Source organism: Psychrobacter immobilis, assembly GCF_904846235.1.
Classification (GTDB): domain Bacteria; phylum Pseudomonadota; class Gammaproteobacteria; order Pseudomonadales; family Moraxellaceae; genus Psychrobacter; species Psychrobacter immobilis_C.
In genome coordinates this window covers 27,113-41,031 of sequence record NZ_CAJGZN010000017.1, presented here as the reverse complement: position 1 = coordinate 41,031, position 13,919 = coordinate 27,113, and the positions used below count along the sequence as shown (strand labels likewise).

Here is a 13,919-nt window from a genome sequence, read left to right as displayed (position 1 = left end):
TCGATATACTTTTTAATACAAGAATCTAGATTAATCGACGTATAATCAATGACATCAGAGGGATTGAGCGCTTTTCTGCTCTTGTCTTTTAACTCGAATTGTCGATATTAATCCCGTTTTTATGGATAAGAATTGAATTAAATAGTCCGATTATCGTCCTATATTACATAATTCCTAGTTAATTTAGCAATTTTATAGGTTTCTACTTGCTTTTAGGATAGTAGACTAGGTCATAGCGTAAATTGACTGGCTAAATAATATATAACATAAGTAATAATTAATAAAAGTAGTGGCTAGTAGAGATAGTAGTTAATAGAAATAGTGAATCAATCTATATTTGAGGAATAGAATTATGAAATGGCAAGGTAGACGCGGTAGCTCGAATGTGCGCTCTAGCACAGGTGGCGGTAAGATGATCGGCGGTGGTATTGGTGGTATTATCATCGCTGGTATTTTATGGTTGGTATTTGGGGTAAACCCAATGACCGCATTACAGACAGGACAAGCGGTCACAGGCGGTGGTAGTGAGTCATCTACCGAGCTTGCAACCAGCACAGACCGAGACACGCAGTTTGTGAAAGTTGTACTAGCAGATACAGAAGAAGTCTGGCATCAAATCTTTAACGAAGCTGGTAGCACTTATCAAGAACCGTCATTGATTTTGTTTAATGGTCAGGTTAGCTCTGCATGTGGTAGTGCTAGCTCTGCAACAGGTCCATTTTATTGTCCAGGGGATCAGACTGTTTATTTGGATACGTCATTCTTCGTAGAGATGCGTCAGAATCTTGGTATTTCAGGCGATCAGCAAGGCTCTGGTGGTGAAGAGAACCAAGGTAAGGCTGGCGATTTCGCACAGGCCTACGTGATAGCACATGAGGTAGGTCATCATGTTCAGACGTTATTGGGCATCAGCCAACAAGTCAATGAAGCTCGTCAGCAAGTGACCCAAGCACAGTCCAATAAGCTATCAGTATTGCAAGAGTTGCAAGCGGATTGTTTTGCTGGTGTATGGGCCCAGCGCAATCAAGAGCGCGTACAGTTTTTAGAAGCTGGTGACCTTGATGAAGCGGTGAATGCAGCTAGTCAAATCGGTGATGATCGTCTAGCAAAAGCGAGTGGTGGTGCAGTAGTGCCTGACAACTTTACTCATGGTACCAGTCAACAACGTGTCGAATGGTTCACCCGTGGTCTAGAAAGCGGTAATGTCCAATCTTGCGATACGTTCAGTGGTGCACTTTAATGCCCATACATATTAATAATCGTGTATTTGACTAATGATGTTTTTTCATACTAACGTTTTTGATTATAAGTCTAGCACATGGACTTATAATCAAAATTAAGACATAGAAAAGCCTGCAACGAATTGCAGGCTTTTTATCATCTTTTATCTAATATTACTCAATCAATTGTCAAATAATATCAGCGTAGAAAGATTTAGTTGTTATCAAGAACATAACCACCAGCACCGCCAATCGCTGCACCAGCCAATGCGCCACGAGCGATATCTTTGCTATCGCCTTTGCTTTTAATAAGAGCACCAGCTGCTGCGCCAGCAGTAGCACCTTTAGCGGTGTTGCTCATACCACTATAAGAGTTACAACCAGTCATGATTAGTGCTGAGCTAGTAATTGCAGTCATTGCGATCGTTTTAGCAAATTTCATATTATCACCTATTAAGTCATCAAGTTTAAAATACAATACCTTTAAAATACTGTGTCCATGATATTTTCAAGTATATTCCTACTGTCTGTCATAATAGTCGGTTACTAATAATATAGTCGTAGTAAAAACGCTAAACTTTGCAAACGAGATGTAAGCGATGTTGCCGTACTGTATCATCGGCAATGGCTGTGAACGACAGAGCGGATTACGTTCTAATGGGTTTAACTATTAATATTTTGATGCTGTCATAAAAAAGACTACCTATAGGTAGTCTTAATATTGAATCAAAGCTGAATAAGTCTAGCAAACTAACTAAGAATTAGTTTTGTGATTTACGCTTCATTTGCTCGAAGAATTCATCATTGGTTTTCGCTTCTTTTAGGCGGTCCAACAAGAACTCAGTGGCTTGTACGCCATCCATCGGTTGAAGCAGTTTGCGTAAAATCCATACTTTACGCAGCTTGTCTTCGTCCAATAGACGCTCTTCGCGGCGTGTACCAGATTTTTTGATATTAATCGCAGGGAATACACGTTTTTCAGCCAAGTCACGTTCAAGCGTGATCTCTTGGTTACCAGTTCCTTTAAACTCTTCAAAAATGACGCTATCCATCTTACTACCAGTATCGATAAGAGCACTGGCAATAATGGTCAAACTACCACCTTCTTCCACGTTACGCGCAGCACCAAAAAAACGTTTTGGACGTTCTAGGGCGTTGGCATCCAAACCACCCGTCAATACTTTGCCTGATGATGGGATAACCGTATTATAAGCACGTGCTAGACGCGTAATTGAATCAAGTAAAATCACCACGTCTTGCTTATGCTCGACCAAACGTTTGGCTTTTTCGATGACCATTTCTGCAACTTGTACGTGACGCTGTGGCGGCTCATCAAAGGTCGAAGCAACCACTTCACCGCGTACCGTACGTACCATCTCGGTGACTTCTTCTGGACGCTCATCAATCAATAGTACGATTAGATAGCATTCAGGATTATTACGAGTGATTGATTGCGCAATGGTTTGTAGCAACATCGTTTTACCCGCTTTTGGCGGTGCGACGATGATAGAGCGCTGACCTTTACCAATCGGAGCGATTAGATCGATGATACGACCAGTCAAATCTTCAGTGGTTCCGTTACCAAGCTCAAGCTTTAGATGCTCAGTTGGGAATAGGGGCGTCAGGTTCTCAAAGATAAGCTTATGACGTGAGCGATCTGGCGTATCAAAGTTAATCTCGCCAACTTTTAATAATGCAAAATAACGCTCAGAATCTTTTGGTGGACGAATCGTACCAGCGATACTGTCACCAGTTTTTAGACTGAAACGGCGAATTTGGCTAGGGCTGACATAAATATCATCAGGACCGGCTAAATATGAGCCTTCTGATGAGCGCAAAAATCCAAAACCATCAGGAAGAACCTCAAGTACGCCGTCACCATAAATGGCTTCACCGTTACGCGCATGGGTTTTTAGAATAGCAAAGATAATGTCCTGTTTACGGCTACGCGCCATATTATCAAGACCCATTTCTTTGGCGATAGCCAATAGCTCAGCGATTGATTTTTTCTTTAATTCAGTAAGATTCATAGATAGGTCATTAGCAATTGATCAGATGAGAGATGCCATTAGCAGCACAAGTCACGACAGTGATTAAAATAACGGTAATATGATGATATGGGTGTGTGCACAGCGCTGTAGTTTATGTAGTTTTGGTTTTATATGTCTGCTTATGTACGCATTGCCATCATTGGATGCAAGGTAATAAGAAATAGGGATAAAAAAGGCTACATAAGAGTCTGCGTCAAAAACTCAATATCAGTAATTGCGTTTAGTCATTTTGTTCAGCAATGGTGTTTATAATGACGATTGTGTTTTTGTTGATAAACACGAGGAGAATAGCGACAAGATACTTAGGAAAACAGTTGGTTTTCTCTTGTCAGCAGACTATACGGTTTTCACGATAGCGTTGTCAATAAATTTTGCCAAAAAAGTCATATTATCGAGTTTTTTGCACAAAAAACAAGCAAAAAAGCCACTATCTCAGTCAGATAATGGCTTTCTCAGTTATTCTATTTTACCCGCTTGAGATAGTCTGGAGCGAGCAAATTTAACTTATAAATGCTTGTCTAGTACTTTAGCCAGTTCAGCTTTTGGCTGTAAGCCCATTACTGAATCAACTTTTTCGCCATCTTTGAATACAAATAACGTTGGGATGTTACGAATACCGAAACGGCTAGCCGCTTGTGGGTTGTTGTCTACGTCTACTTTAACGATTTTAACTTTACCTTGGTACTCAGTCGCTAGATCTTCTAAAATAGGGGCGATGGCTTTACAAGGACCACACCATGGTGCCCAGAAGTCTACTAGTACAGGTACGTCTGATTGTAAAACGTCTTGATCAAAGTCTGTGTCGGTAGTATGTACAATAAGGTCTGACATAATTTTATCTCTCTTGTTTTATTACTTCTATCACCACTCATCAACCTATATATTTGTTTAATAATAAATCAGTTGGTGGTCAAAGAATTGTTTAGAAGGGGTGAAAATGTGCCATTATATTAACATGTTTGCCCTAATTTGACAGATACAGGCTGGTTAAATTGTTTAACAACTAGTATTAGCACAATAAATCGAAACGGTGCAGCACAAGCGTGTCTAATCTGTTATTTAATACGATTATCCTTATCAAAGTATGTATCTCAGCACGATAGAAGCTTTATGTTTACCTCGTTTATATAGTAGTTATTGATTAGTAGCTAGTGATTAGCGGCTAGCGATATTAATAACGTTAAAAATCAGCCAAATTTTTGCTCTTTTGTCCAAATAACCATTGTTCTTAAAATGGCTATCGTGCCAAATATAGCTATCATGTCCAAAAGATTAACCATCAAAAATCCTTATCTTAAAACCAATTTACATGAGTAGTTAAATTTATGCCTTTTACCGATGAAGAAGTTAATGCCCTCAATGCCCAAGAAAGCGCTTATCCGCTTGAGTTTTTTAAAAATTTTGCACAAGAAATTACGGTTTATGAAGACGATGATATTTGGGTGGTTGATAAACCTGCAGGCCTATTAAGCGTCGATGGTAAAACACTCAAAGTCAGTCTGCTTGCTCGTCTTGAGCGTGCCAATCCAGCCGTTAAATTAATTCACCGCTTAGATATGGACACGTCGGGACTGCTTATTTTTGCAAAAAATGCAGCAGCGCAAACCAATATCAGTAAGCAATTTATCGAGCGTCTACCGCAAAAGAAATACCAAGCGCGTGTCTTTGGTAAGTGGGAGCATGTCGGCGCAACTGGTGAGATATCAGTACCAGTGCGCTATGAGCCAAGTACCAAACCGCGCCATATCGTCGATCACGACTGGTCAAAGCATGCGCTGACGCTATACGAAGTTGTGGCTCATGAAACCTGTAATGGCGAGGCAGTCACTCGGGTCATGCTAAAGCCAGTCACGGGACGCAGTCATCAGCTACGCGTACATATGGTGCACGTCGATCATGTGATGATTGGCGATCCGATTTATGCTGAAGGTGCCGCACTAGAGATAGCCCCTAGGCTCAACTTACATGCACAGCAATTGCGTTTAAAGCATCCGGTACTGGGTGCTTGGATGGATTGGGAAAGTCCTTGCCCATTTTAAATTGTTGGATTTTACCGCGTGCTGTTAATAGATGCGATAAGCGGATCTAAAGCCAGCTATAAAGTGCCAGTCATACAAATACAAGGATGAAATTATGCTTGATATCACCACTACTAAACAGGCCATTAAAAACCGCCTTAAAGGTAAAAAGTTAAAGACGGATAAGGTAGCCGACTATGAGGTATTGATTATCGGTGCGGGTATCGCAGGTATTGGTATGGCTTGCCGTTTACAGCAACAGCAGCATAGAGGCCTATTCGGTCATAAAGCTCCAAAAAAGCAAAAGCAGGCAAAACCGACTAATAAGCAAAAACCTCTACAGCGCTTTGCTATCTTAGAAAAGCGTGCTGATTTGGGTGGTACATGGGATTTATTTACCTATCCGGGGATTCGCTCTGACTCTGACGCCTTGACCTTTGGCTATAACTTTAGGCCGTGGCTTGATTATAGAATGCTTGCAGCAGGCGATGATATCAAACGCTATATCGCCGATACGGCACGCGAGTTTGGGGTGACCGAACATATCCATTATCGGCATGAAGTTCAGCAGATATCATGGTCTAGTGAGGATCAACAGTGGTCAGCAACCATCAAAAACTATGCAAACGGTGAGAGGTTTGTTAAAACTGCCAAGTTTATCGTAGGTGCCACTGGTTATTATGATTATGAGCAAGGCTATCGCCCTCATTTTGATGGAGAAGAGAATTTCCACGGTCAAATCGTTCATCCGCAGCACTGGAATAATCTAGACTATAATGATAAAAAAGTCGTCGTTATTGGTAGTGGTGCCACAGCGATGACGTTGCTACCTGCGCTAGTAGACAAAGACAGTGATCAGTGTGCGCGTCATGTCACGATGCTGCAGCGTACGCCGACCTATGTGGCAAGCGTGCCGGGTGATGACCATGCTATTGACTGGCTATCTGGCAAGTTTTCTCCTTTATCAAAAGAGCAGGCCTATACGGTATTACGCGCGCGCAACGTGTTACGGCAACAAGGCCTGTACAAAGTTGCGACTCATGCACCCAAGGTGATGAAGGCAGTCTTAAGAAGTGGGGTGAAAAAAGAGTTAAAAGGTAGCGACGTCGACAGCAAGCATTTTATGCCTGACTATAATCCATGGGATCAACGAGTATGTGCGGTACCTGACGGTGATTTATTCAAAGCCCTGCAGGACAAACGCGCAACAGTAGTGACCGATCAAATCAGCCACTTTACGGCAACGGGAATTATGCTGCAATCTGGCCAGCATCTTGAAGCTAATATCATCTTCACAGCAACTGGATTGAAACTGCAAATGCTAGGCGGAGCAGCGGTATATATCGACGGGCAGGCCATTGATATCGGTACGCGCATGACGTATAAGGCAGTCATGATCGAAGGCGTGCCTAACATGGCGGCCTTATTTGGCTATACCAATGCCTCATGGACGCTAAAGATTGATCTGGCTTGTCAATATGTGGTGCGGCTGTTGAGTTATATGCACAAAAACCGCTACCAAGTCGCGCTGCCACAGGCACAGGCGGCGAATGCTACCGCCTACGCCCAAGCAGATACGGTGATGGGCTCGCTATCGTCTGGATATGTCAGACGTGCCCAAGATAGACTGCCGAAGCAAGGCGATCGCTACCCGTGGTACGTGACCAACAACTATCTTAGCGACCGTGTGATGCTCAAATACCGCAAAATAAAAGACGACTGGTTGCGGTTCAGTCGTTAGGTTTTAATTGATCGATAGTCGCTATTGATGCTGATTATCGATAAAGTCAGCTACTTGCTTGCTTAATATCTGCCACAAGGTCTCTTGGGCGCTTTTGCTGCCCCAAGCATTGTGCGGGCTAAATATGACGCGTGGATGGTCGCTGAGACTGAGTAATGGGTCATCGTTCGCGATGGGCTCTTGTTCAAATACATCACTGGCATAACCGATGATTTGCTCGTTGTTAATCGCATCAGTCAATGCTTGGCTATCAACGACGCCGCCACGAGCGACATTGACGATGAGCGGTTGTTTGCTCATTTTTGCCAATGTGTCTTTATTAATGAGGTGCTCGGTTTGTTCAGTCAATGGGCAATGCAAACTGAGGACATCTGCACGAGCTAATACCTCATCAAATGCCGTATAATCATCGTTGCGCGGCGTGCGTCCTTGATGCTCCGCCCATAGAACTGTCATACCAAATGCACGCGCGATTTTGGTCACGCGCTTGCCAATGGTGCCAATACCAATGATGCCTAGCGTCTTGTCTTCCAAATCTATCAGCGGAATATCCAGCAGACAAAAATTCCCGTTTGCTAGCCATGTGCCATCAGCGACTTTTTGATGGTAATGAATACCGGCACGCATCGCAGTCAGCATGAGCATAAAGGTATGCTCAGGCACGCTTTTTACCGCATATCCTGCCACATTATAAAGTGCTACGCCATGTTTATCGCAAGCGGCTTGATCGACGTTATTCATGCCAGTGGCGGTCAGTTGAATCAATTTTAGCTTAGGTAGGCCAGCGATCACCTCCGCGCCAATTTGCACTTTATTAGTGATGATAATATCGGCATCTTTACAGCGCTCAATAATGAGGTCTGTGTCTTTTGGTGTATCGTTATAAGTGACGTAATCGCTTATGCCTGCTGGTGCGGGCAAATCAATGCCATCAGAAAAAGTGCCTTTATCCAAAAAAACGGCTTGCATCATGATTCCTTATTTATTGTTGTCCTATAGATAGGGGGTGTATGGATCATTGGCTAATGAATGGTTATCAGTTTAATGTAGCACGTTGGCATTTTTAGTCAAAAACGAATCCATTAAATATTGGCTAAGTGGTGATAAGCGTTTAAAAACAAAGTAATTTATATCATGAGCGGATTTACTGAGCATGATTGGGCCCAAATACCTCATAAAGTCATGGGTAACAGAAACCGCCTCTTGAAAATTGAACTTAACGCACTCATCTAGCCGCTAACGTTATATAATGGTAAGGCTTGGCTATTGGTTTCACTAACATTATGACACTGCGTTTGCATCTATTGATGATTTGCATCATTGTTAATTTGGTTACTATCACAAGCCACCATTGCTATCTAATTTTTAATTATCTGAGTACAAAAGACATCGCCTTATGACTATCTCTATTGCTTCATTGCACAGTACTGAATTCGCCGTTGGTCAACGTTATTTATCTGATACGGAGTCTGAGCTTGGCTTAGGTGTGGTCATCGATGTTGACGACCGATGTGTGCATATTTTATTTCCGCAAAGTGAAGAGACACGCGTCTACGCAAAAAACTCTGCGCCATTATCGCGCGTGGTGTTTAAAGTAGGCGATAGCATCTACGATCAAGATGGCAAAAGCTATACGGTCAATGCCGTTGATGAAGTGATGGGCGTACTTAAATATGGCGTCGATGAGCACGAGCGCGGCATCATGGAAACCCGCCTTGCTGCCAATATCACGTTGGCCAAGCCGCTTGAGCGTTTGCTTGCTGGCCGTATTGAGCGCGGTGATTGGTATGAGCTGCGTCAAGATATCTTGCGCATGCAGTCAGCGTTGGCAGGCCATCCACTAAAAGGCCTAATGGGTGCACGTGTCGATATCATCGAGCATCAGCTGTATATCGCACATGAAGTCGGCAAACGTATCGCGCCGCGTGTACTACTGGCTGATGAAGTTGGCCTTGGTAAAACCATCGAAGCGGGCATGATTATTCATCAGCAGTTACTAACGGGCAAAGCTGAGCGTGTATTGATTTTAGTACCCGATAGTTTGCAGTACCAATGGATGATTGAGCTGCGTCGCCGCTTTAACCTAAACTTTGCATTGTTTGATCTAGTACGTACTGCGGCTATCAAAGAACACGATCCTGAACAAAACGTCTTTGCCACTGAGCAATGTATCATCGGTGGTATGGATCTGTTACTCGATCACCCAGACTTATACGATCAAGCGATGGATGCAGGGTTTGATTTATTGGTCGTTGATGAAGCGCATCATCTGCATTGGGATGAAGCACAGGGCGGCAATGATAAGTATGACCTGATTGCGGATTTCGCAGAAGAAACGCCAGGTGTGATGCTATTGACAGCAACGCCAGAGCAACTCGGTGCGCAGAGTCACTTTGCCCGTCTGCGTTTGCTTGATCCAGATCGCTTTGATGATTTGGATGAGTTTATCGATGGGCAAGAAGCCTTTGCAGAGACAGCAGCAGTTGCTGGCGTCTTAATAGAAGAAAAGCCATTGAATGAAGGCCAAATTGCTGCCTTAAGTAGTCTATTAGACATCAGTATTGAAGAGCTATCCTCAATCAATGAAGATGAAAAACTACGAACGCATGCGCTAAACGAGCTACTAGATCGTCATGGTACAGGTCGTATTTTGTTCCGTAATACTCGTGAGAGTGTGAAAGGTTTCTATGGCCGCAGTAGCCAGCCATATCCATTGCCATTACCTGAAGCATGGAAAGACAGCTATCAAACCAATGGTAAGTTGCGTGAGCAGCTATGGGGCGAAGAAAACCAACCAGATGGTGGCTGGCTAGAAGATGATCCACGTGTTTCTTGGTTGATTGATATTTTGCGCGGTGAGCTTAAGCATCAAAAAGTGCTATTAATCGCTCGTAGTGGTGCGACGGTAGAGAGTTTGGAAGCAGTATTGCGTCTGCATGCAGGTATCAAAACAGCCATCTTTACTGAGCAGATGACTTTGCTTGAGCGTGACCAAGCGGCCGCATTCTTTGCTGATAGTGAAGGCGCGCAGATATTGTTATGCTCAGAGATTGGTTCAGAAGGTCGTAACTTCCAGTTTGCAAGCCAATTAATACTATGGGATCTACCTGCTAATCCAGATACATTAGAGCAGCGTATTGGCCGTCTAGATCGTATCGGTCAGACGCAGCAAATCATGCTACATGTGCCTTATGTACAGGGTACAGCGCAAGAGCGTCTGTATCAGTGGTACAACGATGCGCTGAACATGTTCAATCAGATATCGCCAACCGCGCAAAGCGTGCAAGAGCAATATATCCAAGAGCTAAAACCAATGCTTGAGGGTGCTGATACCGCTGAAAACAATGTCATCTTGCAAGACATCATTGACGAGGCGCTACAGACACGTTTGGGACTAGAAGCACAGCTACAAGCTGGTCGTGACCGTCTGCTAGAGTATAACTCATGCCGTCCGCGTGTCGCTGGTCGTATCGCTGATGCTATGCGTGACTTTGATGGTAATAATTTGCTGCCGCACTTCATCGAGCGTTTCTTTGCGTCTGCCAATATCGATCATAACATCCAACGTGATGGCTCGTGGGTGATCGCACCGATCGATAGCACCGAAATTAGCGACTATATTGATGGTTTGCCACTTGGTGATGAAGACGGTATGACCCTGACCTTTGAGCGTGAGCAAGCGCTTCAGCGTGAAGACATCGAATTCATCACTCATGAGCATCCATTGATGCGGGCAATTTATGAGCTAGCGAGCACCAGTACCTTTGGTAACACGACAGTTGCTATGCTAAAAAGTGCCGCTGTTCCGCAAGGTATGGTACTGCTAGAGGTAAATTTCCGTGTTGAAGCAATCGCGCCAAAAGTGCTTAACCTGCCAGCGACTTTGTCCACGCAAAACATCCGTGTCTTTATCAGTGAGCAAGGTAGTGATTTATCGGCTCGTATCAGTGCTGAGATGATTATGCCGCACGTTGAGCGTTTGGACAAAAACCGTGCCCGCCAAGTCATTAAAGTACGCGGTGATGTGATTGAGCAGCGTTATTACGAAGCTGAAGACATCGCTCGTCAGCAAATTGCTGAGATTGGTGAGCAAGCAAGTAGCCGCTTTAGCCAGCAGTGGTCACGTGAAATAAAGCGTCTAAAACATCTACAGACGATCAATCCAAACGTACGTCCTGAAGAGATTGAGCGTTTAGAACAGCTTAAAGCTCAAGGTGAGCAAGCACTTGGTAACTTATCGTTAGTGCCGGATTCTATTCGCGTACTCGTAGCAGTTAAGCCATAAACATCGACGTATTTTTCAAAAACGAGGTGTTATTATACATCTCGTTTTTTTATGGTTGAGATTACTTGTTTTGATCTTTAGTTGTGATTTATCTGGCAAAAATAGACAAGCAATACTTATAAGTAAGCCGACAGTAACTAGTCAAAGCCACCAATATTGGGTAAGATGTTTACCTTTTCTATAGAAAATAAATATTCGGTGATAACATCGCTAACGATGTCTGTATGTTTATTTTAAGGTCTCCTTCGACAGATCTTAACAAATGATCTCGCATTATTTTACATTCAAATATGATGGCTATATGGCATCAATATCATCAGATGCTGAGCGTTTTTGATAAAAATAAGGAAACATATCGTCATGTCCGATAATCTACAACTGATTGATGAGCTGCTGGCTACTATCGCGCTTATTGAAGTTACCCCTGATGTGTTTGAGGGTAAAAGCCATGACTATGTGGGCAGTCGTATATTTGGTGGGCAAGTGCTCGCTCAAGCGATTATGGCAGCGGCGCATACATTAGATAAAGACAAACCTTGTCACTCACTGCATGGATATTTTTTGCGTGGTGGCGATATTAACCAACCGGTGATATATCAAGTTCGTCGATTGCGTGATGGTCGTAGCTTGTCTGCACGTGAAGTCACCGCTATTCAGTACAAAGAAGTACGTGGTAAGCCGCCTGTTGAGCAAGTGATATTTTCAATGATTGCCTCGTTTTCGCCGATGGAAGATGGGCTTGAGTATCAAGAAGACATGCCTGTCTATCCACCACCAGAAGACTTGCTGACAGAGCAAGATTTAAAAGAAGAGAATGTCGGAAAAGTACCAGAAGCGCTAAAAGCAAGATTTATGCGCCGCCGTCATGTCGAGATTAAGCCAGTAAAGCCGCGTAATCCGATTAGCCCAGAACCTATGAAGCCTAAGCAAGCAAACTGGCTACGTATTCGTGAATTGGGCAATCAGCCAGTGGCTATTCAGCAAGCACTCTTGGCATTCTCGTCGGACTTTTATTTGGTTGGCACAGGGCTGATGTCACATGGTGTTAGCTTTATGACAAGTGGTCTACAGGCTGCTAGTATCGATCACTCGATGCATTTCCATCGCGATTTTGACTTGAATAAATGGATGCTGTACGACATGTGGAGCGATACCACGTCTAATGCAAAAGGCTTGAATCATGGCCAGTTTTGGCAAGATGGTAAACTGGTCGCTACCGTTCAACAAGAAGGACTTATGCGTTTACGTGTGCCAAAGTCTTAGAGTTATTTAGACCCAGCTATCTTTATACTATCATCATAAAAAAGCGACTCATTATTAATAGTGAGTCGCTTTTTTTATTCCAATTTCTTACTCTAAGATTTTAACCATCGCGCGAGGCAGTCCTAGGCTGTCTTGCGCTTTTTGTTCGGTTAACCACTTAAAGTCAATTTCAGCCGCTGCTAATTTTTGATTTAGCTCAGTTACCTGCGTCGCGTCAATCGTCAATTTACGCGGGGTCAAATACCAGTGAAAGTGCGTCAGCGAATGCTTGATAGGCGCATCATCGAGCAAGGTATTGCTAACTGATTTTGCGACCAGTTCATTTTTTATGAGCCACTCATTAATGATTTGCTCAGCAGTGGTAAATTCTGCTTCGTATACTTTTTCATTACTACGTACGTCATTTGGCATATTCGATAGTTTGTCATCGTTAGCTTCTACTTTCTTCGCAGTGTTACCACTCGTTTTACCATCAACTTTTTCCACGAACTGTAATGGTAAGCTCCATAATCCGCCCCAGATACCGTTGTCAGGGCGCTGTAGCCATAGTATGTCACCATCTGCACTTTCGATCAGCAGGGCATCACTGAACTTACTAGGTTTGGGCTGCTTTTTCGCTTTGACGGGATAATCAGTCTCGCGCCCTTGCGCATGGGCTAGGCAGTCTTCTTTCAATGGACATAATAGACACGCAGGCTTGCTACGGGTACATAATGTCGCACCCATATCCATCATGGCTTGCGCAAACAATCCTGAGTTCTCTGTCGGTGTTAGGCGTTCTGCCAATGCCCATAAATCTTTGGTGGTAGCAGATTTAGTGATATCGCCGTCAATTGCCGCCCAACGTGTCAGTACTCGTTTGACATTACCATCGCAGATGACACCATAATGATGCAATCCCATCGCCATAATCGCCCCAGCAGTCGATGGCCCAACGCCCGAAACCGCCTCCCATCCTGCTAGTGTCTGCGGAAAGTCCCCCGTTTCATCAATGACTTCGACCAGTTGCTTAGCACCTTTATGTAAATTACGTGCGCGTGCATAGTAGCCAAGCCCTGCCCAATGCTCTGCTACGGTATCCCATTCTGCTGCGGCCAAGTCCTGCACGGTTGGAAACGACGCCATAAAGCGTGCAAAGTAGGGCAGTACGGTAGTCACTTGTGTTTGCTGAAGCATGACTTCTGATAACCAAACAATATAAGGGTTGGGCGTATCGGTTTGGTGCTGTTGCCAAGGTAAGTCATGACGACCATTTTCGGAAAACCAATCGAGAAGGCGCGGGGCAAAGGAGTTTATAGCAGTAGGTGATTGAGAGAATTGAGTAGGCAAAAGCATTCCTTG

General features: G+C 43.7%; 10 protein-coding genes. 5 read left to right on the top strand and 5 right to left on the bottom strand.

The annotated features are described in order from the left end of the window. Positions 1–352: 352 nt before the first annotated feature. On the top strand, positions 353–1,240 hold the full coding sequence (locus JMX07_RS11270; protein WP_102092076.1) for a neutral zinc metallopeptidase: 888 nt from the start codon (positions 353–355) through the stop codon (positions 1,238–1,240). A gap of 194 nt (positions 1,241–1,434) precedes the next feature. Here JMX07_RS11270 and JMX07_RS11265 read toward each other — a convergent pair whose 3' ends face one another. The 3 genes from JMX07_RS11265 to trxA form a co-directional block, all read right to left on the bottom strand. Further along, the gene (locus tag JMX07_RS11265; RefSeq protein ID WP_057761930.1) at positions 1,435–1,662 is read right to left on the bottom strand and encodes a hypothetical protein; all 228 of its coding nucleotides are present in this window, start codon (positions 1,660–1,662) and stop codon (positions 1,435–1,437) included. Between the two features lie 319 nt (positions 1,663–1,981). Beyond that, positions 1,982–3,250 (bottom strand): transcription termination factor Rho, encoded by a 1,269-nt coding sequence (gene rho / locus JMX07_RS11260; protein WP_055125334.1) that lies wholly within the window; start codon positions 3,248–3,250, stop codon positions 1,982–1,984. Between the two features lie 525 nt (positions 3,251–3,775). Continuing rightward, complete coding sequence (trxA, locus tag JMX07_RS11255) at positions 3,776–4,102, bottom strand: thioredoxin (RefSeq protein ID WP_057761928.1); 327 nt, start codon at positions 4,100–4,102, stop codon at positions 3,776–3,778. 494 nt (positions 4,103–4,596) lie between these two features. Here trxA and JMX07_RS11250 point away from each other — a divergent pair, with 494 nt between their 5' ends. Together JMX07_RS11250 and JMX07_RS11245 are read left to right on the top strand one after the other, a co-directional pair. Further along, positions 4,597–5,310, top strand: a complete 714-nt coding sequence (locus JMX07_RS11250; protein WP_201608007.1) for an RluA family pseudouridine synthase — start codon at positions 4,597–4,599, stop codon at positions 5,308–5,310. 217 nt (positions 5,311–5,527) lie between these two features. Beyond that, positions 5,528–7,030 (top strand): flavin-containing monooxygenase, encoded by a 1,503-nt coding sequence (locus JMX07_RS11245; RefSeq protein ID WP_413786682.1) that lies wholly within the window; start codon positions 5,528–5,530, stop codon positions 7,028–7,030. A gap of 21 nt (positions 7,031–7,051) precedes the next feature. Here the strand turns inward: JMX07_RS11245 and JMX07_RS11240 are convergent, their stop codons facing one another. Further along, on the bottom strand, positions 7,052–7,999 hold the full coding sequence (locus JMX07_RS11240) for a D-2-hydroxyacid dehydrogenase (RefSeq protein ID WP_201608038.1): 948 nt from the start codon (positions 7,997–7,999) through the stop codon (positions 7,052–7,054). Between the two features lie 427 nt (positions 8,000–8,426). On the opposite strand from JMX07_RS11240, the gene rapA reads away from it, so the two are divergent. Beyond that, positions 8,427–11,315, top strand: coding sequence for an RNA polymerase-associated protein RapA (gene rapA, locus JMX07_RS11235; RefSeq protein ID WP_185156624.1), 2,889 nt, complete (start codon positions 8,427–8,429; stop codon positions 11,313–11,315). A 360-nt stretch (positions 11,316–11,675) separates the two neighbouring features. Next, complete coding sequence (locus JMX07_RS11230; protein ID WP_057761915.1) at positions 11,676–12,578, top strand: acyl-CoA thioesterase; 903 nt, start codon at positions 11,676–11,678, stop codon at positions 12,576–12,578. Positions 12,579–12,665: 87 nt separating this feature from the next. On the opposite strand, the gene mutY is transcribed toward JMX07_RS11230, so the two are convergent. Beyond that, positions 12,666–13,913, bottom strand: a complete 1,248-nt coding sequence (gene mutY / locus JMX07_RS11225; protein WP_201608005.1) for an A/G-specific adenine glycosylase — start codon at positions 13,911–13,913, stop codon at positions 12,666–12,668. Between the last annotated feature and the right edge of the window lie 6 nt (positions 13,914–13,919).

Excerpts from the sequence above, each read along its gene's own strand:
- JMX07_RS11240 (WP_201608038.1), bottom strand. The coding sequence starts at position 7,999 with ATGCAAGCCGTTTTTTTGGATAAAGGCACTTTTTCTGATGGCATTGAT.
- rho (WP_055125334.1), bottom strand. The coding sequence starts at position 3,250 with ATGAATCTTACTGAATTAAAGAAAAAATCAATCGCTGAGCTATTGGCT.
- JMX07_RS11265 (WP_057761930.1), bottom strand. The coding sequence starts at position 1,662 with ATGAAATTTGCTAAAACGATCGCAATGACTGCAATTACTAGCTCAGCA.
- JMX07_RS11230 (WP_057761915.1), top strand. The coding sequence starts at position 11,676 with ATGTCCGATAATCTACAACTGATTGATGAGCTGCTGGCTACTATCGCG.
- JMX07_RS11250 (WP_201608007.1), top strand. The coding sequence starts at position 4,597 with ATGCCTTTTACCGATGAAGAAGTTAATGCCCTCAATGCCCAAGAAAGC.
- mutY (WP_201608005.1), bottom strand. The coding sequence starts at position 13,913 with ATGCTTTTGCCTACTCAATTCTCTCAATCACCTACTGCTATAAACTCC.
- JMX07_RS11270 (WP_102092076.1), top strand. The coding sequence starts at position 353 with ATGAAATGGCAAGGTAGACGCGGTAGCTCGAATGTGCGCTCTAGCACA.
- rapA (WP_185156624.1), top strand. The coding sequence starts at position 8,427 with ATGACTATCTCTATTGCTTCATTGCACAGTACTGAATTCGCCGTTGGT.
- trxA (WP_057761928.1), bottom strand. The coding sequence starts at position 4,102 with ATGTCAGACCTTATTGTACATACTACCGACACAGACTTTGATCAAGAC.
- JMX07_RS11245 (WP_413786682.1), top strand. The coding sequence starts at position 5,528 with ATGGCTTGCCGTTTACAGCAACAGCAGCATAGAGGCCTATTCGGTCAT.